Source organism: Nissabacter sp. SGAir0207, from assembly GCF_005491205.1.
GTDB lineage: Bacteria > Pseudomonadota > Gammaproteobacteria > Enterobacterales > Enterobacteriaceae > Chimaeribacter.
In genome coordinates, this window is sequence record NZ_CP028035.1 from 1,570,935 (window position 1) to 1,590,744 (window position 19,810).

23 protein-coding genes and 1 pseudogene are annotated in these 19,810 nt (G+C 63.1%); 15 read left to right on the top strand and 9 right to left on the bottom strand.

Annotated features, from left to right (window positions below):
* Positions 1-198: 198 nt before the first annotated feature.
* The 3 genes from C1N62_RS06655 to flgA all read right to left on the bottom strand — a co-directional run bounded on the left by C1N62_RS06655 (position 199) and on the right by flgA (position 1,713).
* Positions 199-642: a flagella synthesis protein FlgN gene (locus tag C1N62_RS06655; protein WP_370465589.1), complete on the bottom strand. Its 444-nt coding sequence runs from the start codon at positions 640-642 to the stop codon at positions 199-201.
* Positions 642-941 (bottom strand): flagellar biosynthesis anti-sigma factor FlgM, encoded by a 300-nt coding sequence (gene flgM, locus C1N62_RS06660; RefSeq protein ID WP_137762887.1) that lies wholly within the window; start codon positions 939-941, stop codon positions 642-644. Before flgM ends, C1N62_RS06655 begins: the two co-directional genes overlap by 1 nt.
* Positions 942-1,047: 106 nt before the next feature.
* Complete coding sequence (gene flgA / locus C1N62_RS06665) at positions 1,048-1,713, bottom strand: flagellar basal body P-ring formation chaperone FlgA (protein WP_240775742.1); 666 nt, start codon at positions 1,711-1,713, stop codon at positions 1,048-1,050.
* Positions 1,714-1,907: 194 nt separating this feature from the next.
* Between flgA and flgB the strand changes: the two genes are divergently transcribed.
* From flgB to flgL, 11 genes are all read left to right on the top strand, one after another.
* Positions 1,908-2,318 carry a flagellar basal body rod protein FlgB gene (gene flgB, locus C1N62_RS06670; RefSeq protein WP_137762888.1) on the top strand — a complete coding sequence of 137 codons (411 nt, stop codon included), beginning with the start codon at positions 1,908-1,910 and terminating at the stop codon, positions 2,316-2,318.
* A 5-nt stretch (positions 2,319-2,323) separates the two neighbouring features.
* Positions 2,324-2,728, top strand: coding sequence for a flagellar basal body rod protein FlgC (gene flgC, locus C1N62_RS06675; protein WP_137762889.1), 405 nt, complete (start codon positions 2,324-2,326; stop codon positions 2,726-2,728).
* Positions 2,729-2,738: 10 nt separating this feature from the next.
* Positions 2,739-3,431, top strand: a complete 693-nt coding sequence (gene flgD, locus C1N62_RS06680; RefSeq protein WP_137762890.1) for a flagellar hook assembly protein FlgD — start codon at positions 2,739-2,741, stop codon at positions 3,429-3,431.
* Between the two features lie 63 nt (positions 3,432-3,494).
* Positions 3,495-4,733 (top strand): flagellar hook protein FlgE, encoded by a 1,239-nt coding sequence (gene flgE / locus C1N62_RS06685; protein WP_137762891.1) that lies wholly within the window; start codon positions 3,495-3,497, stop codon positions 4,731-4,733.
* An 18-nt stretch (positions 4,734-4,751) separates the two neighbouring features.
* Positions 4,752-5,504 carry a flagellar basal body rod protein FlgF gene (locus C1N62_RS06690; protein ID WP_137762892.1) on the top strand — a complete coding sequence of 251 codons (753 nt, stop codon included), beginning with the start codon at positions 4,752-4,754 and terminating at the stop codon, positions 5,502-5,504.
* A gap of 22 nt (positions 5,505-5,526) precedes the next feature.
* Positions 5,527-6,309, top strand: coding sequence for a flagellar basal-body rod protein FlgG (gene flgG, locus C1N62_RS06695; protein WP_137762893.1), 783 nt, complete (start codon positions 5,527-5,529; stop codon positions 6,307-6,309).
* A gap of 61 nt (positions 6,310-6,370) precedes the next feature.
* Complete coding sequence (locus tag C1N62_RS06700; protein WP_240775743.1) at positions 6,371-7,063, top strand: flagellar basal body L-ring protein FlgH; 693 nt, start codon at positions 6,371-6,373, stop codon at positions 7,061-7,063.
* Positions 7,064-7,126: 63 nt separating this feature from the next.
* The gene (locus C1N62_RS06705; RefSeq protein WP_137762895.1) at positions 7,127-8,230 is read left to right on the top strand and encodes a flagellar basal body P-ring protein FlgI; all 1,104 of its coding nucleotides are present in this window, start codon (positions 7,127-7,129) and stop codon (positions 8,228-8,230) included.
* Positions 8,230-9,180, top strand: coding sequence for a flagellar assembly peptidoglycan hydrolase FlgJ (gene flgJ / locus C1N62_RS06710; RefSeq protein WP_168195826.1), 951 nt, complete (start codon positions 8,230-8,232; stop codon positions 9,178-9,180). The genes C1N62_RS06705 and flgJ overlap by 1 nt, the downstream gene beginning before the upstream one ends.
* A 162-nt stretch (positions 9,181-9,342) precedes the next feature.
* Complete coding sequence (gene flgK / locus C1N62_RS06715; protein ID WP_137762897.1) at positions 9,343-10,995, top strand: flagellar hook-associated protein FlgK; 1,653 nt, start codon at positions 9,343-9,345, stop codon at positions 10,993-10,995.
* 13 nt (positions 10,996-11,008) lie between these two features.
* Positions 11,009-11,956, top strand: a complete 948-nt coding sequence (flgL, locus tag C1N62_RS06720; protein ID WP_137762898.1) for a flagellar hook-associated protein FlgL — start codon at positions 11,009-11,011, stop codon at positions 11,954-11,956.
* A 108-nt stretch (positions 11,957-12,064) separates the two neighbouring features.
* Here flgL and C1N62_RS06725 read toward each other — a convergent pair whose 3' ends face one another.
* Both C1N62_RS06725 and C1N62_RS06730 read right to left on the bottom strand, forming a co-directional pair.
* On the bottom strand, positions 12,065-12,757 hold the full coding sequence (locus C1N62_RS06725; protein ID WP_137762899.1) for a CidB/LrgB family autolysis modulator: 693 nt from the start codon (positions 12,755-12,757) through the stop codon (positions 12,065-12,067).
* Positions 12,754-13,158 carry a CidA/LrgA family protein gene (locus tag C1N62_RS06730; protein ID WP_137762900.1) on the bottom strand — a complete coding sequence of 135 codons (405 nt, stop codon included), beginning with the start codon at positions 13,156-13,158 and terminating at the stop codon, positions 12,754-12,756. Before C1N62_RS06730 ends, C1N62_RS06725 begins: the two co-directional genes overlap by 4 nt.
* 232 nt (positions 13,159-13,390) lie before the next feature.
* On the opposite strand from C1N62_RS06730, the gene C1N62_RS06735 reads away from it, so the two are divergent.
* Positions 13,391-14,299: a cation diffusion facilitator family transporter gene (locus tag C1N62_RS06735; RefSeq protein WP_137764933.1), complete on the top strand. Its 909-nt coding sequence runs from the start codon at positions 13,391-13,393 to the stop codon at positions 14,297-14,299.
* A 1-nt stretch (position 14,300) separates the two neighbouring features.
* Here C1N62_RS06735 and C1N62_RS06740 read toward each other — a convergent pair whose 3' ends face one another.
* Positions 14,301-14,648 carry a cupin domain-containing protein gene (locus C1N62_RS06740; protein WP_137762901.1) on the bottom strand — a complete coding sequence of 116 codons (348 nt, stop codon included), beginning with the start codon at positions 14,646-14,648 and terminating at the stop codon, positions 14,301-14,303.
* Positions 14,649-14,783: 135 nt separating this feature from the next.
* Here C1N62_RS06740 and C1N62_RS23580 point away from each other — a divergent pair.
* Together C1N62_RS23580 and C1N62_RS06745 are read left to right on the top strand one after the other, a co-directional pair.
* Positions 14,784-14,828, top strand: a pseudogene (locus tag C1N62_RS23580) (hypothetical protein); the annotation flags it as partial.
* Positions 14,829-14,897: 69 nt separating this feature from the next.
* A complete protein-coding gene (locus C1N62_RS06745) occupies positions 14,898-15,386 on the top strand; it encodes a hypothetical protein (RefSeq protein WP_240775745.1) in 489 nt (162 codons plus the stop codon).
* A gap of 35 nt (positions 15,387-15,421) precedes the next feature.
* Here the strand turns inward: C1N62_RS06745 and C1N62_RS06750 are convergent, their stop codons facing one another.
* Positions 15,422-16,888, bottom strand: coding sequence for a TrkH family potassium uptake protein (locus C1N62_RS06750; protein WP_137762903.1), 1,467 nt, complete (start codon positions 16,886-16,888; stop codon positions 15,422-15,424).
* 246 nt (positions 16,889-17,134) lie between these two features.
* Here C1N62_RS06750 and C1N62_RS06755 point away from each other — a divergent pair, with 246 nt between their 5' ends.
* Positions 17,135-18,262, top strand: a complete 1,128-nt coding sequence (locus C1N62_RS06755; protein ID WP_137762904.1) for a PQQ-dependent sugar dehydrogenase — start codon at positions 17,135-17,137, stop codon at positions 18,260-18,262.
* Positions 18,263-18,414: 152 nt separating this feature from the next.
* On the opposite strand, the gene C1N62_RS23150 is transcribed toward C1N62_RS06755, so the two are convergent.
* Together C1N62_RS23150 and C1N62_RS06760 are read right to left on the bottom strand one after the other, a co-directional pair.
* Positions 18,415-18,591 (bottom strand): hypothetical protein, encoded by a 177-nt coding sequence (locus C1N62_RS23150; protein WP_168195827.1) that lies wholly within the window; start codon positions 18,589-18,591, stop codon positions 18,415-18,417.
* 426 nt (positions 18,592-19,017) lie between these two features.
* Positions 19,018-19,725: a phage antirepressor KilAC domain-containing protein gene (locus tag C1N62_RS06760; RefSeq protein ID WP_137762905.1), complete on the bottom strand. Its 708-nt coding sequence runs from the start codon at positions 19,723-19,725 to the stop codon at positions 19,018-19,020.
* Between the last annotated feature and the right edge of the window lie 85 nt (positions 19,726-19,810).

The window sequence follows — 19,810 nt, forward strand, 5'->3', positions numbered from 1 at the left end:
GCAGGGCCGGCGCGCCGGCAGGCCCTGCTCGGTTGAGGCGCAGGCGTACGGGTAGACAAATGAACTCGAACAACCGAAACCCTGCTCCGACCTAAGCGAGGCCACAAGCATCCGCGATGCTTAAAACCCTGCTCCGGCCCCAGCGAGGCCATGGGCAATCGCCATGCCCGAAACCCATCCCCCATTGGAGCCTCACACCTAAATAGAAATCTTCCGCATACTGATCCCCTGGCTGTGCGCTTGCCCATTCGGGCCATAGAGCGTCTGGCCGTGGCCGGCGCGCAGCACGGAGAGCGACTGCTGGTTATGGGCGATGTGCTGGTTCAGCAACCGGCCATTATGGTGGTTGCGCTGGTTGAGCGCGTTGGCACCGGCGGCGATGCGCCGCCACAGGGCGTTCAGCGCTGGGGTCTGGGCGTAGGGCGCGCGCAGGCTCAGGGTGGTTTCGTGCTGCTTGCGCTGGCCGTCAAGGTAGGCCAGCGTCGCCAGCAGGGAACTCTTTTGCTCGGTCAGGCGTTGCAGCGCCACGCCATTCACCTGGGCGGCGCACAGCATCGCCTGCTCCTCTTCCATCACGGGCAACAGGGCGCGGAGGGTGTCAAGCAGGGCGGTCAGGGTCTGCGGCAGATCGTGCATGTGCATCAGCCCTTCAGGTAGTCCTGGGTGTCCTGCAACAGCGCGTCGGCAATTTTGCCGGTGTCCATCTTCAACTGGCCGTCGCGGATCGCCGCTTTCAGCTGCTCCACGCGCTGCATGTTGATGTCCTGCGCGCTGTCACGCGTCAGGCTGGACTGCGCGCCGCTCAGGCTCACCTGGGTGCCCTTCACTTCGGGGGCGGTGGTGGCGGTCTTGCCCTTGGCGGACTGCGGGCCGCCCTCGCTGGTTTCACGCGACTGCACCGGGCTGACGCCGGACAGCGGCTGAGTACGATCAATGCTCATAAAACTCTCCCATTCTGGCGGGAATGACGTCCTCTCACCCGCAAAATAAATCCGTACCACGGTTATCGACCGCGGCGGAAAAAACTTTACCCCAACGCCGGTTTTTTTACAGCGCCAACTGCACCGAGCCATCGGCGGCCACCACGCCATTCACCACCTGGCCGGAGAGCATCCGCACCCGCACGCGGTCGGCAATGGCGGCGTTGTTCATCGCCTTGCCAGCGCTGGAGACGTTGAAGCCGGTACCCGCGGCCACCACCTGCACCTCCTGTCCGGCGCGTACCTGCCAGGGGCGGCGCACCATGTTCAGCGTCAAGGGCTGGCCGACGTTGATGGCGCGCAGCGCCACCGCCCCCAGCGCCTGTGGCTGGCTCTGCACCATGCGCGGCGGCAACTGATCGAGGCGGCCACGCTTCTGCCGCAGATCCCCGGCCGCCAGCACCGCGCCACGCGGGATGGGGCGCGCCGCCACCCAGTAGGGGCCGCTCACCTGCACCTCGGTCTGCACAAAGCGCCGTTGTGTGCCGCAGCGCACCGACACCGACAGCATCCCCCAGCTCCGGCCGCTGTTGGGCAGCGCCAGCTGGGGGGCAGGGCAATCAGGCCACTGCGCCGCTGGCGTGATCATCCGGGTCGTCACCTGCATCCCGCTCTGCGCGTACTGGCGCTGGAAAAATTGCGCAATCTGGCTATCCAGCGCCGCGTGGGCGACGACGGACGGCAGGGCAAGGCACAGGCCCAGCAGGGCAGGGAACAGAGCGCGAACATGCACGGCGGACTCCTCTGGTCAGGCTTCTGATGCCCCCGAAAGAGAGTCCGGGGGCCAGTGTAATTCAGATTTATCTTACGCGAGTTGCTCACTGGTGAAGCAGATAAATAGCCGCCCATTATGGGCTTATTCTGACGATAGACCGGCGGAGTGGGCGTTTATGCTGTCGGCTCCAAATTCTCATTTGCGGAGGACGCATGCTCGACAAACTGGACGCAGCGTTGCGCTTTCAACAGGAGGCGCTCAATTTACGCGCCCAGCGCCAGGAGATCCTGGCCGCGAACATTGCCAACGCAGACACCCCCGGCTATCAGGCGCGGGACATCGACTTTGCCAGCCAGCTCAACAAGGTCATGGAAAAAGGGCGGGCAGGGGGCGGGTTGGCGCTTAGCGTCACCTCGGCGCACCACATCCCGGCGCAGGCCAACCCGGCGGCGAGCCTCGATCTGCTCTACCGGGTGCCTGACCAGCCGGCGCTGGATGGCAACACCGTCGATATGGACCGGGAACGCACCAACTTCGCCGACAACAGCCTGAAGTACCAAACCGACCTGACGGTGCTCGGCGGGCAGATTAAAAGCATGATCTCCGTGCTGCAACAAGGATAACCCGCATGTCGATGCTCTCTATTTTTGATATCTCCGGCTCAGCGCTGGCGGCCCAGTCCCAGCGGATGAACGTCAGCGCCAGCAACCTCGCCAACGCCGACAGCGTCACCGGCCCGGATGGGCAGCCCTACCGCGCCAAAGAGGTGGTGTTCCAGGTGGCGGCCGCGCCGGGGCAGGAGACCGGCGGCGTGCGCGTGGCGCAGGTGGTGGACTCCTCGGCGCCGGAGAAGCTGGTCTACCAGCCCGGCAACCCGCTGGCGGACGAGCGCGGCTATGTGCGTATGCCAAACGTCGATCCGGTGAGCGAGATGGTCAACACCATCTCCGCCTCGCGCAGCTATCAGGCCAACGTGGAGGTGCTCAACACCACCAAGTCCCTGATGATGAAAACCCTCACCCTCGGCCAATAAGGAAGTTGCGATGTCCGTGTTAAATTCGATCAATGACAGCCTCGACAACAGCGTCGCCAGCACCAGCAGCAGCACGGCCACCACCGGCAGCAGCGCGGCGGATCTGCAGGGCAGCTTCCTGACGCTATTGGTGGCGCAGCTCAAGAACCAGGATCCCACCAACCCGATGGAGAACAGTGAGCTGACCAGCCAGCTGGCGCAGATCAACACCGTCAGCGGCATTGAGAAGCTCAACACCACCCTCGGCAACATCTCCGGCCAGATCAACAGCAACCAGTCCGTGCAGTCCACCGCGATGATCGGCCACGGCGTGATGGTAGCGGGCAACACCATCCTGGCGGGCGCGGCCAGCGACGGCAGCATCAGCACCACGCCGTTTGGCCTGGAGCTGGAGCGGTCGGTTGGCAGCGTCACCGCCTCCATCACCGACAGCACCGGCAAAGTGGTGCGCACCCTCGATCTGGGCGCGCAGACCGCCGGCGTCCACAGCTACAGCTGGGACGGCACGCTGGATGACGGCACCACCGCGCCGGATGGCGCCTACAGCATCAGCTTCAACGCCACCAACAACGGCGAACAGATGGTGGTGCAGCCGCTGCGCTATGCGCTGGTCAACGGCGTCACCAATGCCAGCAGCGGCGCGTTGCTGGATCTCGGCACCGTCGGCACCGCCACCCTGAGCGACGTGCGCCAGATCCTGTAGGGCGCGACTTTATTTGCCGCCGTTGGCGCGGCACACACAGTACTCAATTTTACGGAGAGAAATATGAGCTTCTCGCAGGCAGTCAGCGGCCTTAACGCCGCATCCAGCAACCTGGACGTGATCGGTAACAACATCGCCAACTCCGCCACCTCGGGCTTTAAATCCGCGTCGGTCTCCTTCGCGGACATGTTCGCCGGCTCCAAGACCGGCATGGGCGTCAAGGTCGCCAGCGTCACGCAGGACTTCACCGACGGCACCACCAACACCACCAACCGTGGGCTGGACGTCGCCATCAGTGGCAACGGCTTCTTCCGCCTGACCGACAGCAGCGGCGGCGTCTACTACTCGCGTAACGGCCAGTTCACGCTGGATGAGAACCGCAATCTGGTGAACATGCAGGGGCTGAGCCTGACCGGCTACCCGGCCACCGGCACCCCGCCGACCATCGCGCAGGGCGCGCAACCAGTGGCGCTGAGCATCTCCAACAACATGCTGCCAGCCCGCGCCACCAGCACCGCCACCATGGTCGCCAACCTCAACTCCGGCCATGACGTGGTGGCGAACGGCACATTCAACGCCAGCGACGCCACCAGCTACAGCTACGTCAACACCATTACCACCTATGACACGCTGGGCAACGCCCATGACATGAACGTCTACTTCGCCAAGACCGCCAACAACACCTGGGACGTCTACGCGCAGGACGGCAGCGTCAGCGGCTCGACTGCGAGCAAAATCGGCACCCTGAACTTCTCCAGCAGCGGCGCGCTGACCAGCACCCTGGACGGCGATGGCAACGCCAATGCCAACGGGCTGACCCTGACCCTGCCGATGGGTGCGCTGAATGGCGCGGAGGCGCAGACCGTGCAGCTCAGCATGACGGGCAGCCTGCAACAGAACACCGGCAGCGACAGCATCGGCACCCTGACACAGGATGGCTACGCGGCGGGCGACATGACCGGCTACCAGATCAATGACGATGGCACCATCTCCGGCGTCTACTCCAACTCCCAGACCCAGCTGATTGGCCAGATTGTGATGAGCAACTTCGCCAACACCGAGGGGCTGGAGTCCGCAGGCAACAACGTCTGGAAAGCGACCCAATCCTCCGGGCAGGCGATCACTGGCGTAGCCGGTGCCAGCGGCTTTGGCTCGCTGACCAGCGGCGCGTTGGAAGCCTCCAACGTGGATCTGAGCAAGGAGCTGGTCAACATGATCGTGGCGCAGCGCAACTACCAGTCCAACGCCCAGACCATCAAAACTCAGGACCAGATCCTGAACACTCTGGTTAACCTGCGCTAAGGCGCTGACGGATAGACGATGGATCACGCAATCTATACCGCGATGGGCGCGGCCAGCCAGACGTTCGACATGCAGGCGGTCACCGCCAACAACATGGCGAACGCCTCCACGCCGGGCTTCCGCGCGCAGCTCAACGCCTACCGTGCCGTGCCGGTGCAGGGCGAGACGCTGGCGACCCGTACGCTGGTGGCCGCCTCCACGCCGGGGGCGGACACCAGCCAGGGGCCGCTGACCACCACCGGCCGCCCGCTCGACGTGGCACTGCCGCAGGATGGCTTTTTGGCGGTGCGCCTGCCGGACGGCAGCGAAGCCTACACCCGCAACGGTGACATCCAGATCAACGCCGACAGCCAACTGACCGTCGGCGGTTTGCCGCTGATGGGCGACGGCGGCCCGATTGAGGTGCCGCCCTCCGCGCAGCTGACCATCGCCGCCGATGGCACCCTCACCGCGCTGAACGCCGGGGACGCCCCCAACACCACCGCCCAGCTCGGCAAGCTGAAGCTGGTGCGGGCGCAGGCTGGCGAAGTGCAGCGCGGCGATGATGGCCTCTACCGCACCGCTGCCAACGGCGACACACCGGGCGCGGCGCTGGCGGCTGACCCGCAGGTGCGCGTGATGCCGGGCGTGCTGGAGGGCAGCAACGTCAAGCCGGTGGAGACCATGGTCGATATGATCGCCAACGCCCGCCGCTTCGAGATGCAGATGAAGGTCATCTCCAGCGTCGATGAGAACGAACAGCGCGCCAACTCGCTGCTGTCACTGAGCTGATGCCAGGCACTAAGGACTTTTTATGATCTCCTCACTCTATATCGCCAAAACCGGGCTGGATGCCCAACAGACCAACATGGACGTGATCGCCAACAACCTGGCGAACGTCAGCACCAACGGCTTCAAGCGCCAGCGCGCGGTGTTTGAAGACCTGATGTACCAGACGCTGCGCCAGCCGGGGGCACAATCCTCCGACCAGACCACGCTGCCCTCCGGCCTGCAGATCGGCACCGGCGTGCGCCCGGTGGCCACCGAGCGCCTGCACAGCCAGGGCAACCTGTCGCAGACCGAAAACAGCAAGGACATCGCCATCAAGGGGCAGGGTTTCTTCCAGGTGCAACTGCCGGATGGCAGCCTGGCCTACACCCGCGACGGCTCCTTCCAGGTGGACCAGAATGGCCAGCTGGTGACCTCCAGCGGTTTCCAGGTGCAGCCAGCGATCACCATCCCGGCCAACGCCCTCTCCATCACCGTGGGCCGTGACGGCATCGTCAGCGTCACCCAGCAGGGGCAGACCGCTGCGCAGCAGGTGGGCCAGCTGACGCTGAGCACCTTCATCAACGACAGCGGGCTGGAGAGCGTCGGCGAGAACCTCTACCAGGAGACGCAAAGTTCCGGCGCGCCGACCGAGAGCACCCCCGGCCTGAATGGCGCGGGCCTGCTCTACCAAGGTTACGTTGAGACTTCCAACGTCAACGTGGCCGAGGAGCTGGTAAACATGATCCAGACCCAGCGCGCCTATGAGATCAACAGCAAGGCGGTCTCCACCTCTGACCAGATGCTGCAAAAGCTGACGCAGCTGTGACCGGCTGGCCGGGCCTGATGCGCCCGGCCACCTGACATCCACTTAACAAGGGTTTAGCGTGGTGAAACAGAATAATCCGTCCGTCGCCCTGCTGCTGGCGCTGGGCCTGAGCGGCTGCGCCTACATCCCCCATGACAATCTGGTGACCGGGCCGACCACCGCCGCGCCCGCGCCAGCGGTGATGGCGCAGGGGGGCAACGGCTCCATCTTCCAGACCGTGCAGCCGATGAACTACGGCTACCAGCCACTGTTTGAGGATCGCCGCCCGCGCAACATCGGCGACACCCTGACCATCGTGTTGCAGGAGAACGTCAGCGCCAGCAAAAGCTCCTCCGCCAACGCCAGCCGCAGCGGCTCGACCACCTTCGGCTTTGACGCGGTGCCACGCTATCTGGAGGGGCTGTTTGGCAACAACCGCGCGACGGTGGACTCCAGCGGCGACAACACCTTCAGCGGCAAGGGCGGGGCGAACGCCAACAACACCTTCAACGGCACCCTGACGGTGACCGTCGATCAGGTGCTGGTGAACGGCAACCTGCACGTGGTGGGCGAGAAGCAGATCGCCATCAACCAAGGCACCGAGTTCATCCGCTTCTCCGGCGTGGTCAACCCGCGCACCATCAGCGGCCAGAACGCGGTGGTCTCCACCCAGGTGGCGGACGCGCGCATTGAGTACGTCGGCAACGGCTACATCAACGAGGCGCAGAACATGGGCTGGATGCAGCGCTTCTTCCTCAACCTGTCGCCACTCTGACGGCGGCGCGACACAACACATTTACCGCCGGGCGGCGTTCGCCCGGCGGCAACGAGGTTCCAGATGCGAAAATATCTATGGGGTTTACTGCTGGCGGCGTCCACGCTCGCGGCCAGCCCGGCCGGGGCGGAGCGGATCCGCGATTTGGCGACGGTGCAGGGGGTGCGCGACAACGCCCTGATTGGCTACGGGCTGGTGGTGGGGCTGGATGGCTCCGGCGACCAGACCATGCAGACGCCCTTTACCACCCAGAGCCTGAACAACATGCTTTCGCAGCTGGGCATCACGGTGCCGGCCGGCACCAACATGCAGCTGAAGAACGTGGCGGCGGTGATGGTCACCGCCAAGTTGCCACCCTTCTCACGCGCCGGGCAGGCGATTGACGTGGTGGTCTCCTCCATGGGCAACGCCAAGAGCCTGCGCGGCGGCACCCTGCTGATGACCCCGCTGAAGGGGGTGGACAATCAGGTCTACGCGCTGGCGCAGGGCAACGTGCTGGTGGGCGGCGCGGGTGCGTCGGCCGGTGGCAGCAGCGTGCAGGTGAACCAGCTGGCTGGCGGGCGCATCACCGGCGGCGCGACCATTGAGCGCGAATTGCCGACCCACTTTGGCAGCGGCAACAGCCTCAACCTGCAACTGAATGAAGAGGACTTCAGCACCGCGCAGGCGGTGGCCGACGCCATCAACCGGCAGGGCGCGGGCAGCGCCACCGCCCTCGATGGCCGTACCATCCAGGTGCAGGTACCGGCTGGCAACAGCGCGCAGGTGCGCACGCTGGCGCAGATCCAGAACATCAACGTCACGCTGGGGCCGAAGGATGCGAAGGTGATCATCAACTCCCGCACCGGCTCGGTGGTGATGAACCGCGATGTGACGTTGGAGAGCTGCGCGGTGGCACAGGGCAACCTGTCAGTGGTGGTAGACCAGCAGAATCAGGTCAGCCAGCCCAACACCCCGCTGGCTGGCGGCCAGACCGTGGTGACGCCCAATACCCAGATCTCGGTGCGCCAGCAGGGCGGGGCGTTGCAGCAGGTGCAGTCCAGCGCCAGCCTGAACAACGTGGTGCGCACGCTGAACGCACTGGGCGCGACGCCAATCGACCTGATGTCCATTTTGCAGGCGATGAAGACCGCTGGCTGTTTGCGTGCCGATCTGGAAATCATCTGATGGCCGATCTCAATAGCCTCTCTGGCGCGGCCTATGACGCGCAGGCGCTCAACGCCCTGAAGCGGGATGTCAGCAAGGATCCCCAGTCGCACCTCAAGCAGGTGGCGCAGCAGTTCGAGGGGGTGTATGTCAGCATGATGCTGAAAAGTATGCGCTCGGCCCTGCCGCAGGGCGGGCTGCTCAGCAATGACCAGACGCGGCTCTACACCTCGATGTATGACCAGCAGATGGCGCAGGAGATGTCGCAGCGCGGGCTGGGGCTGGCGGACATGATGGTGCAGCAGCTGGGCGGCACGCAGGCGCGGCCGGATGAGCGCGCCGGGACGGTGCCGATGGCGCTGGACCAGCAGGTGCTCAACACCCTGCCAGCGCAGGCACTGGCGCAGGTGCTGCGCAAGGCCGCGCCGCGGATGCCAGCCGCCAGCGCCACGCCCGTCACGCTCTCCGGCAACAGCGGCGACTTTGTGTCACGCCTCAGCCTGCCAGCGCAGATGGCGAGCCAGGAGAGCGGCATCCCGCACCAGCTGATCATGGCGCAGGCGGCGCTGGAGTCCGGCTGGGGGCAGCGCGAGATCCCGACCCAAAATGGCCGGCCGAGCTACAACCTGTTCGGCGTCAAGGCTGGCAGCGGCTGGGATGGCCCGACCACCGACATCACCACCACCGAGTATGAGAACGGGGTAGCGAAGAAGATCACCGCCAGCTTCCGCGTCTACGGCTCCTATGTGGAGGCGATCAGCGACTACGTACGGCTGCTGACCCACAACCCGCGCTACGCGGCAGTGGCGGCGGCAGAGACGCCGGAGCAGGCGGCCCACGCGCTGCAACAGGCTGGCTACGCCACCGACCCGAACTACGCCAGCAAGCTGGTGAGCGTCATCCAGCAGATCAAGGGCGCGGGGGTGCAGGCGGTGAAAGCCTACACCCACGATCTCAGCACGCTGTTTTGACCGTGCGGCGGCGGTTTTCCCGCCGCCCATTCCTGCTTTTTCACTCAAGTTTTTCCCCTGTGCGCCGATAACCCAATCAGGCCGGCGAGGGGCGCAACCCGCACCCGGCACCCTTTATTATGCGGCCGGTGCAGGCGAGGCCGCCGGCAACAAGGATTTGAGATGTCCAATAACTTAATCAACACGGCCATGAGCGGGCTGGGCGCGGCGCAGGCTGCCCTCAACACCGCCAGCAACAACATCAGCAACGTCACCACCAGCGGCTACAACCGCCAGACCGCCATCATCTCGCAGAACAACGGCACCACCACCGCGCAGGGTTACATCGGCAATGGCGTGACGGTTAGCGGCGTCAACCGCGAGTATAACCAGTTCATCGTCAACCAGCTGCGCGCGGCCTCGACCACCAACAGCGCGCTGACCGCCTACTACAACCAGGTGTCGCAGGTGGACGATCTGTTGTCAGACACCACCAACAGCCTCTCCACCTCCATGCAGACGCTGTTCAGCAACTTGCAGAGCATGGTCAGCAGCCCGGATGATGACGCGGCGCGCCAGACAGTGCTCGGCAGTGCCTCGGCGCTGGCCAACCAGTTCAAGAGCACCGACCAATATTTGCAGGATCTCGACAGCGGCGTGAACCAGCAGATCAAGGACAACGTCAGCCAGGTCAACAACTACGCCCAGCAGATCGCCAAGCTGAATGACCAGATCACCCGCGCACGCGGTGCCAGCGGCACCGAGCCGAATGCGCTGCTCGACCAGCGTGACCAGTTGGTGAATCAGCTGAATGATGTGGTGGGCGTGAGCGTCACTCAGCAGGATGGCGACAGCCTGAACATCTCGGTGGCCGGCGGCCTGATGCTGGTGCAGGGCGGCAACGCCTACAGCCTCGAAGCGGTGCCCTCCAGCAGCGACCCGAGCCGCCTGACCCTCGGCTACACCCGTGGCGGCGTCACCAGCGAAGTAGCGGAGAGCCAGGTGACCACCGGCACCCTCGGCGGCCTGCTGACCTTCCGCTCTGAGTCGCTGGACTCCGCGCGCAACCAGCTCGGCCAGTTGGCGGCGACGCTGGCAGACCAGTTCAATCAGGTGCATGAGCAGGGCTTTGACATTGAGGGCAACGCTGGCGGCAAGTTCTTCAACATCGACGACCCGAGCGTGCTGGGCAACACCAAAAACAGCGGCAGCGCGGCGCTGAGCGCCAGCTACACCGACACCACCCAGTTGCAGGCCAGCGACTACACGCTGAAGTATGACGGCGGCAACTGGAAAGTGACCCGCGTGGCTGACGGCGCGTCCATCAGCGCCACCGCTGGCAGCGATGAGAGCGGCAACCCGACGCTGAACTTTGATGGCGTGGCCGTCAGCGTCAGCGGCCAGGCCGCCAGCGGTGACAGCTTCACGCTGAAGACCGTCAGCAACGCCGCCAGCTCCTTCAGCCTGGCGATCAGCGACACCAGCAAAATCGCCGCCGCCTCTGAGTCAGACAGCGGCGTCAGCGACAATCGCAACGGCCAGAAGCTGCTCGACCTGCAAACCGCCAAGCTGGTGCAGGGCAAAACCACGCTGGCCGGGGCCTACGCCGGGCTGGTAAGCAGCGTCGGCAGCCAGACCAGCACCGCCGAGATGAACAGCACTACCCAGAGCAACATCGTGACCCAGCTGACCACCCAGCAGCAGTCCATCTCCGGCGTCAACCTCGACGAGGAGTATGGCGACCTGCAACGTTACCAGCAGTACTACCTGGCGAACGCGCAGGTGATCCAGACGGCATCCACCATCTTCAACGCGCTGATGGACATCCGCGGCTAACAGGAGCGACAAAATGCGTTTAAGCACCAGTATGCTGTACCAGCAATCGATGGGCGGCATCAGCAACAGTCAGGCCAAGTGGCAGGCCAGCGGCACCCAGCTCTCTACCGGGCTGCGCGTCAACAAGCCGTCGGATGACCCGATGGCCGCCTCGCAAGCGATCATGGTGAACCAGTCGGAGGCGCAGAACAGCCAGTATGCGCTGGCCCGCACCTTCGCCAACAACAGCCTGAGCCTTGAGGAGTCGATCCTCTCGAACGTCACCTCCTCAATCCAGAGCGCGCAATCGACCGTGGTCAACGCTGGCAACGGCACCATGAGCGATGATGACCGCGCCTCGCTCGCCACCGAGTTGCAGGGGCTGAAAGACCAGCTGCTAAACATGGCGAACAGCACCGACGGCACCGGCCACTACATCTTCGGCGGCTACAAGAGCGACAGCGCCCCCTTCGTCGCGGATGCCAGCGGCAGCGTGAGCTATCAGGGCAGCGAGCAGGCGATTGAGCAGCGCGTGGATGCCAACCGCACCATGACCGTCAGCCACACCGGCACCCAGGTGTTTATGTCGGCCACGTCGAACGCCAAGACCGAGGAGGATGGCTCGACGCAGAAAGATCTCTTCGCCACCCTCGACACCGCCATCAACGCGCTGACCAGCAGTGACGGCGACAGCGAGGCGCTGACCGCGGCGCTGGACGTCGCCAACCGTGGCCTGAGCAACTCGCTGAACAATGTGCTGTCGGTGCGCGCCGAGCTGGGCACCCAGATGAATGAGCTGGACACGCTGGACAGCATCGGCGACCAGCGCACCCTGACCAACTCCACCAAGTTGAGCAACTTGCAGGACACCGACTGGAACGCGGCCATCTCCAGCTACAGCATGCAACAAGTGGCGTTGCAGGCGGCCTACAAGGCTTTCAGTGATATGCAGGGCATGTCGCTGTTCCAGCTGAACCAGTAATTCCCTTACCTGTCCGCCCGGCGGCGGGCAGGGCCTTTTCAGGTCGGCTGGAACCGGGCCGACCTGCGTTTGGCGCACCGCGACTCATCATCGCGGCGCGCCTTTTTTTCATCCCAACAGCGCCAGCAGCAGCGGGAACAGCAGCGGCGCAATCAGCGACGTGATGATGCCGCACAGCACCAGCGCCAGCGAACTGAACGCCCCCTCCTGGAAATCCATCTCCGCTGCCCGCGCCGTGCCCAGCGCGTGGGAGGCGGTGCCCATCGCCAGCCCGCGCGCCGCCTTGGTGCGGATGCCGAGCAGGTTGAACAGCAGATGGCCGAACACCGCACCAAGGATACCGACAAACACCACGCAGGCGGCGCTGATGGCCGGGATGCCGCCGATCGATTGGGAGATCGCCATCGCGATCGGCGTGGTGACCGATTTCGGCAGGATCGAAGCCGCCACCTGCGGCGACGCGCCCATCCACAGCGCGATCGCGGTGCCGGTGCAGATTGCCGTGACGCTGCCGAGGAAACAGATGCTGATGATGGAACGCCAGCGCGCGCGGATCTGGTGCAGCTGCTCATAGAGCGGGAAGGCCAGCGCCACCACCGCCGGTTGCAGCAGGTCATTGAGCACCTTGCTGCCAGCAAAGTAGCGCGCGTAGGGGGTGTGGGTCAGCAGCAGCAGCGGAATAATCACCACCATCGAAACCAGCAGCGGGTTGAGCAGCGGCACCCGCCAGCGCGCCGCCAGCCGCCGCGCGGCAAAGAAGACCGCCAGCGTCAGCGGCAGCGACCACCACATCTCGCTCATGGCTTGCCCCCCGGCGTTTTCCGCCCCACCACAGGCCGCTCACGGTGCACATAGTGCGAGGAGTAGGCCACCACCAGCATCACGATCACCGTGCTGACAAAGCAGGAGACCACCAGCGGCCCAAACTGGGCGCGGATCTGGTCATAGTAGTTCATCACCCCGACGCCAATCGGCACGAACAGCAGCGCCATGTAGCGGATCAGCAGGTGGCAGCCGGGCTTGACCCAGCGCGCTGGCAGGATCTGGAAGGAGAGCAGCAGGAACAGGATCAACATGCCGAGGATACTGCCGGGAATGGTGATCGGCAGCAGTGTCGCCAGACCATTGCCAGCCCACAGGCAGAGATAGATGGCGATGAAAGCGCGGACAAAATGCCAGCAGAGGGTAAGGGAGTGACGCATAACGTTTTTCCTAAAAGTCTGATGCATTCATCATACAATTAAAAACAGAAATGGGCTATAGCTCACAGTTGGTGGGTGATCGTCGGCCCATCCACGCTAAGGGTAGTTGAAGATGGCGCGCAGGAATGCGGTGGGCAGGTTGCCAATCCGGCCCTTGCGCCGCCACAATAGAGGCATTGGCCCGTGACTGGATGAAGATGAGTACGTGAATATTCCCAATGAAAACCGCGTAATGGCGGGACGCCCACCGGCCGCCGGGCTGGCGCGCACCGCCTCGCTGGTATCGCTGCTGGTGGCGCTGACGCTGGTGAGCATCAAGGTGTGGGCCTGGCTGGCGACCGGTTCAATGTCGTTGCTGACCTCGGCGGCCGACGGGCTGGTGGATGTGCTGGCGTCACTGGTGACGCTGGTCGGCGTACGCTACGCCCTGCGCCCGGTGGACAAGGGGCACCGCTACGGCCACGGCAAGGCGGAGGCGGTGGCGGCCTTCATTCAGGCGCTGCTGCTGGCGGCGGCCGGGGTGGGGCTGGGCATTGAATCGGCGGGCCGACTGATCAACCCGCAGCCGCTGGCGCAACTCGGGCTGGGGATCTGGGTGATTGTCGTCAGTTCGCTGGCCGCTGGGGGGCTGGTGGCGATGCAGAGCTACGTGGTGCGGCGTACCGGCTCTACCGCCATCGCCGCCGACCGGGCGCACTACATCACTGACGTGGCGGTCAACGTGGCGGTGCTGGTGGCGCTGTTGCTGGATCACCTGTTTGGCTGGACGCGCGCCGACGCGCTGGGGGCGCTCGGCATCTCGCTCTACATGCTCTGGAATGCGCGCGGCATGGCCGCCGATGCGCTGAAACAGCTGCTCGATCGCGAGCTGGGCGCGGAGGATCGCCAGCGCATCCGCCGCGCCGTGCTGGCCTGCCCCGGCGTGCGGGGCATCCATGACCTGCGCACCCGCAACGGCGGCGACCGGGTGTTTGTGGAGTTCCACGTGGAAGTGGACGGCAGCCTGACGGTGGATGTCGGTCATGAGATTGGCGACCGGGCAGAGGAGGCGGTGCGCGGGCTGTTCTGCCGGGCAGATGTCACCGCCCACCTGGAGCCAGCTGGCATCCTCGATGAGCGGCTGGACGATCTGGTGCGTTGAATCAGGCGGTAGGGGCGTCCTGCGCCAATTCATAGTGCACCGCCAGCCACACGGTGGGGCCGTTGGCCTCTGTCCACTCGACGCGATGGCGGCAGTAGGCGGGGATATTGATAAAGTCGCCGGGGCGCAACTCACGCACCGGCTCCCCCTCAATCAGCAGCCCGGCCGCGCCCTGTAATACCACCACCCACTCCCCCTGCGGCTGGCTGTACCAGAAGCCGGGTGGGCTGGCCTGCCCGGTGGAGACAATGCGCTCAATGCGCACATCGGGGCGCGCCAGCAGATCCTCAAAGGTCTCCTCCTCGGCGCGCACCGCTGCCGTCGGAAAATCGCGGAATAGGTTGTTCATGCATTCTCCTTGTCTGGCCGCCCGGCTGTGTGGCATTCCCTCAGCAAGGCAATTAGGATTGAGTTGAGCGATAAATGAGCAATGCCACGAGCGGCTCTGCCTCTCCCTACCCACTGATACCGCTGAGGGTTAACCATGACAATAAAAAAATGCCGTAAATGCAGTGCCGCTCTTCCCGATGACGCCAAGTTTTGCCCCCAATGCGGCCTCAAAGATCCCGCGCCACGCGCCTCCTCCTCAGGAGGGTTAATGATTATAGTGATCATTATCGGGGCAATAGCCATCGCCATGCGTGTTGTTCAAGATACTGAGCCAGCCAACGCCACGTCTGCGTCTGTGCCAAGCCAAATGTTGCAGATCACGACCAAACGTACCCCGGCCGTTGACCTGCCACCGGCGGATACCGGTGCCTTCAAACCCCAACACATTTGCAAAGCGGCCATCGCCAGCATCATGCAACGCAAGGTAAAGGGGATCAAAGCCACCAAACCCAACGCGCAGGGCGTGGTCTATCTCAGTTATCAACGCCCACAGGATGGCGAACGTTTCGCCTACCAATGCAAGCTCTCCAGCGATTATGTGGTGTGGTCAGAGAAGGGGGTGCAGTCAGATCGCTGGCTGGGCAGTGGGGAGGTGGATTCCGTGGTGATGTTTACCGTCAATGGCAACTCGCTGAAGATCTCGGAACTCTATGTGGATAGCACCATTGAGCACACCTTTAAATTGAGCGAGCTGTAAAAGGGCTGGCCCGCCCTCCGTGGCGGGCCACTCACTCAATAGCGCCAGAAATTGCGTGAGAACAGCACGATGACCGGGAAGATCTCCAGACGCCCCAACAGCATCGCCAGACACATCAGCCACTTGGCGCCGTCATTCAGCGAGCCAAAGCCGGTGGCGGTGGCGCCGTAGCCGAGGCCCATGTTGTTGATGCAGGCGGCGACGGTGGCGAAGGCGGTCAGCATGTCATAGCCCATGCTGTTCAAAATCCAGGTCAGTACCACGGTAAAGAAGATGTAGAGGCTGAAAAAGCCCCAGATGGACTTCACGATGCGGTAGTCAATCGGGCTGCTGCCCATCTTGATGGTCTTGATCTGGTTCGGCCGCAGGATCTGGTGAATTTCCCCTTTGCACTGCTGGTAGAGCACATAGATGCGGAAGATTTTAATGCCGCCACAGGTGGAGCCGATGCAGCCGCCAAAGAAGCTGGAGATCATCAGCAGCATGATCACGTGCTGTGGCCAGGTGCCGTAGTTGCTGGGCGACAGGCCGTTGTCGGTCATGACCGAGGAGGCCATAAAGAAGCCGTGCACCAGCGCCTCCTTCAGCGGGAAGTGGTTGACGCGGTAAAGCTCAAAGCAGGTGATGCCAATCACCACCCCGGCCAGACCGATAAAGAAACGGAACTCCGGGTTACGCAGGATCACCATCACGCTGCGCTTCTTCAGCGCAAAGAAGTAGAGGGTGAAGCTGACGGCAGAGAGCAGTGAGAAGATGCCAGCCACCACCTCCGCGCCGTCGTTGTTGAAGTAGCCCAGACTGTCACCACGGGTGGAGTAGCCGCCCAGTGACACCGTGGAGATGCCGTGACAGAGCGCGTCAAACCAGGTCATGCCGACCAGCCGATAGGAGAGGGTGCAGAGCACGCCAAGCATCAGGTAGACAAACCACAGGTTCTTCGCGCCATCCGCCAGCCGCGGCGTGACGCGCTCCTCCTTCATCGGCCCCGGCATCTCGGACTGGTACATCTTCAGCCCCCCGACGCCCAGCAGCGGCAGGATGGCGATGGCCAAAATAATGACCCCGAGGCCGCCCAAAAAGTTGAGCTGCGCGCGGAAATAGAGGATCGAGCGCGGCAGCGCGTCAATGTTGTTCAGCACCGACCCGCCAGTGGTGGTGATGCCCGATACCCCCTCGAATACCGCATCCACCAGCCGGATGTGCATATCCTCGTTCAGCAGCAGCGGCAAGCCACTGATCAGTGAGAAGATCACCCACAGCAGCAGGATCAGCAGGAAGCCGTTCTTGCGGTCAAGGTTGTGCCGCGGGCTGCGGCGGGTGATGAACGAGCCAATCAGGCCCGCGCCCAGACAGAGCACCAGAGTGTAGAGAAACGCAAAGATCTCGGCTCGCTCTTTGAAATAGAGGGCAAAGAGCAGCGGGATGGTGAGCGTAAGCCCGTAAAGAAGGATCAAGTAACTGCATAAATGAATGATGACCTTCGCCTGTGATGTGTTGACCATTTACTCTCTCATCTGTCTGACTTTTCGCAGGAAAGGATACCTGTTGCGCCGTAAAAAAGATGTAAAAAATAGGAAACAGCGCGCCCGCTGCACAGTGCGGCGGCAGGTTGATTACAGCGTAGCCTGCTTTTGCCCGCCGTGTGCCTGCAAGGCGCACCCTACAAGGAATGTCAGCAAACGTAAAGCCACCGCCGCGCCGTGGTGATCATCTACCCTTAACACAAACCTTAACATGGAGATCACACAATGCCCCTGCCGCGTCTGTCCGCCCTGTTACTGAGTTGTGTCCTGTTACCCGCCTTTGCTGCCCCGGCCATCGCCGCCCCCCAAGTGACGGTCTTGCAGGAGGGACTGGTGCACCCCTGGTCACTGGCCTTCCTGCCGGGCGATCGGGGCATGTTGATCACCGAGCGCGACGGCAACCTGCGCCACTGGCAAGCCGGCAAGGGGCTGTCTGACCCGATCCCCGGCGTGCCCAAGGTGTGGGCCAACGGGCAGGGGGGCCTGCTGGAGGTACTGCCCGCCCCGGACTTCGCCACCAGCCGCCGTGTCTACCTCAGTTATGCCGAGCAGGGCAGCGGCGAAGAGAGCGACAAGGCTGGCACCGCACTGGGCTACGGCCAGCTCTCCGCTGACTTCAGCCGGCTGGAGGGGTTCAAACGCATCTTCCAGCAACAGCCCAAACTCTCCGTCGGCAACCACTTCGGCGGCAAACTGGCCTTTGACCGTCAGGGCAACCTGTTCATGGCGCTGGGCGAGAACAACCAGCGGCCGACCGCCCAGTCGCTGTCGCTGTTGCAGGGCAAAATCGTACGCCTGACGCCCGAGGGGCAGCCGGTGGCGGATAACCCCTTTGTTAACCGCAGCGGCGCGCGGCCGGAGATCTGGTCATACGGCCACCGCAACCCGCAGGGGTTGGCGCTCAACCCCTGGAGTGGGGTGATGTGGGAGAATGAGCACGGCCCGCGCGGTGGGGATGAGGTGAACATCCCGCTGGCTGGCAAAAACTATGGCTGGCCGCTGGCGACGCACGGCATCAACTACTCGGGGCTGGCGATCCCGGAGGCCAAGGGCGAGAGCGCCGCTGGCACCGAGCCGCCGCTCTACCACTGGAAAAAATCGCCGGGCATCAGTGGCATGGCCTTCTATGACGCCGATCGCTTCCCGGTCTGGCGTCACTCGCTGTTTATCGGCGCGCTGGCGCAGGAGGAGTTGATCCGCCTGACACTCGACGGCGACAAAGTGGTGGATGAGGAGCGGCTGCTCAGCCAGCGCAAAGAGCGTATCCGTGAGGTGCGGGTGGGGCCAGATGGTTATCTCTATTTGCTGACTGATGCGGAGAACGGGAAATTGCTGCGGGTCGGTGCGGAATAAAGAAACCGGGCATCATGGATGCCCGGTTTTTCCTGGTGTTGTTTTTCCGCCGCATGCAGGGAGGGTAGCGGAAATAAAGGGCGATGAGCACATTCGTAGTAATAAATATTGGTGTTGGTTATGGGTTTATTCAGGCTAATTTAACGCTATTATTAGGAACGCAATTGCGGGTAGACCAGCAATTGCCAACGCACCGGTACGGAGCCGTAATGCTCCCGGTGCCCAATCTCTGGCAAGCACTGCCCGCTGCCCACGGCCACCTCATCACCGCAGGAGGTACAGCGGTAGATGCCGGGGTAAACCACCCGGTCACCGGGGTCATAAATCATATCAAATGCCGTCACGCGCGATTGCCGAAGGAAATGATCGTATTTATATAACGCCATCACGTGCCCCCTGGGTGAACGGAAAATAAGGGTGAAACCCGATGTGCTGCCGGGAGTATAATAAATAAAACGTGAGGTGGAGTGTGATCGTTATAACGCTATCATGCAATAAAAATAGAGAGAAGTTTAATTTAATAATACAGGAAAATTGTTATTTCCCTGCGCGGAATTAATGATATTTATTGGGATGAATAACCATTTCCCACTATTTATGCGGAAAGTTTACCTGCTCCATAAATAGGAGGGAAATGCAGGGAAGGGGGCAGGGATAATCACTCGGGCAGGGTAATGTGGGTGGCACAGGGGAACCGCCACCGGGGCGATAATCACCCCGGCAATGGTTAAGCCAGAATCACCCGGGGCACGGCATCAGGCTGCCGCGCCACGGGTGGTCTGGGCGACCTTGTTGGCCCAGAGGTCAGCGACCCACTTCACCCCTTTGGAGGTGAACATCGCCTGTGAGAAGGCGTGGCGGTTCTCGCCGGTGCCGGTATGCATCTCAAACCGGCCTGCGTCAATGTGCTGCTGGTAGGGCGTCAGCGCGCCGGCCAGACGGTACATGATCTGGCGCTCCAGCAGGAACTGGCGGAAGTCCGTCTCTTTCACCTTCAGCAATTTGCACACTTGACGGAAGCCGAGCGTGCCCTCAACGGTGACATACCGGTCAAAGAAGTCTGCCTTCGGGGCGATGAGGGCTATTTGCTTTTCCATCGCCTGACGGCGCTCAAACTCCTCCGCCCAGGCACGGGCCGCCACCGCCGGGTTGGTAAAGTCCGGCAGATCGTGGGTCAGCTCGCGCTCCTGCCAGCGATCCAGCACCACGGCAGTAAAAGCGGGCGACAGGCGCGCCACCACCATCAGGGAGTCGCGTTTGTTCAACAGATACTCCTGGTGGGTCTCCCCATCGCGCTCGTAATCAGCGGCGCGCAACGGCTGCGACAGGCGCTGGGCCGACTCCAGGCTCTTAATCAGGCGCTTGACCTCGCCATGCGAGGTTCCGGTCACATCAGCCAGTTCACGGCTGCTCATTGAGACCGTTTGATGAAGGGCTTCAAAACCCGCTGCGGATATCATCATCACTTTCACCACTCAATGTCAGGATGCTCTATCTCCCCTCGAAAGGAGTTCAATAAATATACAGCATCCCTGTGGATATATCCAG

Excerpts from the sequence above, each read along its gene's own strand:
- C1N62_RS06655 (WP_370465589.1), bottom strand. The coding sequence starts at position 642 with ATGCACATGCACGATCTGCCGCAGACCCTGACCGCCCTGCTTGACACC.
- flgM (WP_137762887.1), bottom strand. The coding sequence starts at position 941 with ATGAGCATTGATCGTACTCAGCCGCTGTCCGGCGTCAGCCCGGTGCAG.
- flgB (WP_137762888.1), top strand. The coding sequence starts at position 1,908 with ATGCTCGACAAACTGGACGCAGCGTTGCGCTTTCAACAGGAGGCGCTC.
- flgC (WP_137762889.1), top strand. The coding sequence starts at position 2,324 with ATGTCGATGCTCTCTATTTTTGATATCTCCGGCTCAGCGCTGGCGGCC.
- flgD (WP_137762890.1), top strand. The coding sequence starts at position 2,739 with ATGTCCGTGTTAAATTCGATCAATGACAGCCTCGACAACAGCGTCGCC.
- flgE (WP_137762891.1), top strand. The coding sequence starts at position 3,495 with ATGAGCTTCTCGCAGGCAGTCAGCGGCCTTAACGCCGCATCCAGCAAC.
- C1N62_RS06690 (WP_137762892.1), top strand. The coding sequence starts at position 4,752 with ATGGATCACGCAATCTATACCGCGATGGGCGCGGCCAGCCAGACGTTC.
- flgG (WP_137762893.1), top strand. The coding sequence starts at position 5,527 with ATGATCTCCTCACTCTATATCGCCAAAACCGGGCTGGATGCCCAACAG.
- C1N62_RS06705 (WP_137762895.1), top strand. The coding sequence starts at position 7,127 with ATGCGAAAATATCTATGGGGTTTACTGCTGGCGGCGTCCACGCTCGCG.
- flgJ (WP_168195826.1), top strand. The coding sequence starts at position 8,230 with ATGGCCGATCTCAATAGCCTCTCTGGCGCGGCCTATGACGCGCAGGCG.
- flgK (WP_137762897.1), top strand. The coding sequence starts at position 9,343 with ATGTCCAATAACTTAATCAACACGGCCATGAGCGGGCTGGGCGCGGCG.
- flgL (WP_137762898.1), top strand. The coding sequence starts at position 11,009 with ATGCGTTTAAGCACCAGTATGCTGTACCAGCAATCGATGGGCGGCATC.
- C1N62_RS06725 (WP_137762899.1), bottom strand. The coding sequence starts at position 12,757 with ATGAGCGAGATGTGGTGGTCGCTGCCGCTGACGCTGGCGGTCTTCTTT.
- C1N62_RS06730 (WP_137762900.1), bottom strand. The coding sequence starts at position 13,158 with ATGCGTCACTCCCTTACCCTCTGCTGGCATTTTGTCCGCGCTTTCATC.
- C1N62_RS06735 (WP_137764933.1), top strand. The coding sequence starts at position 13,391 with ATGGCGGGACGCCCACCGGCCGCCGGGCTGGCGCGCACCGCCTCGCTG.
- C1N62_RS06740 (WP_137762901.1), bottom strand. The coding sequence starts at position 14,648 with ATGAACAACCTATTCCGCGATTTTCCGACGGCAGCGGTGCGCGCCGAG.
- C1N62_RS06745 (WP_240775745.1), top strand. The coding sequence starts at position 14,898 with ATGATTATAGTGATCATTATCGGGGCAATAGCCATCGCCATGCGTGTT.
- C1N62_RS06750 (WP_137762903.1), bottom strand. The coding sequence starts at position 16,888 with ATGGTCAACACATCACAGGCGAAGGTCATCATTCATTTATGCAGTTAC.
- C1N62_RS06755 (WP_137762904.1), top strand. The coding sequence starts at position 17,135 with ATGCCCCTGCCGCGTCTGTCCGCCCTGTTACTGAGTTGTGTCCTGTTA.
- C1N62_RS23150 (WP_168195827.1), bottom strand. The coding sequence starts at position 18,591 with ATGATTTATGACCCCGGTGACCGGGTGGTTTACCCCGGCATCTACCGC.
- C1N62_RS06760 (WP_137762905.1), bottom strand. The coding sequence starts at position 19,725 with ATGATGATATCCGCAGCGGGTTTTGAAGCCCTTCATCAAACGGTCTCA.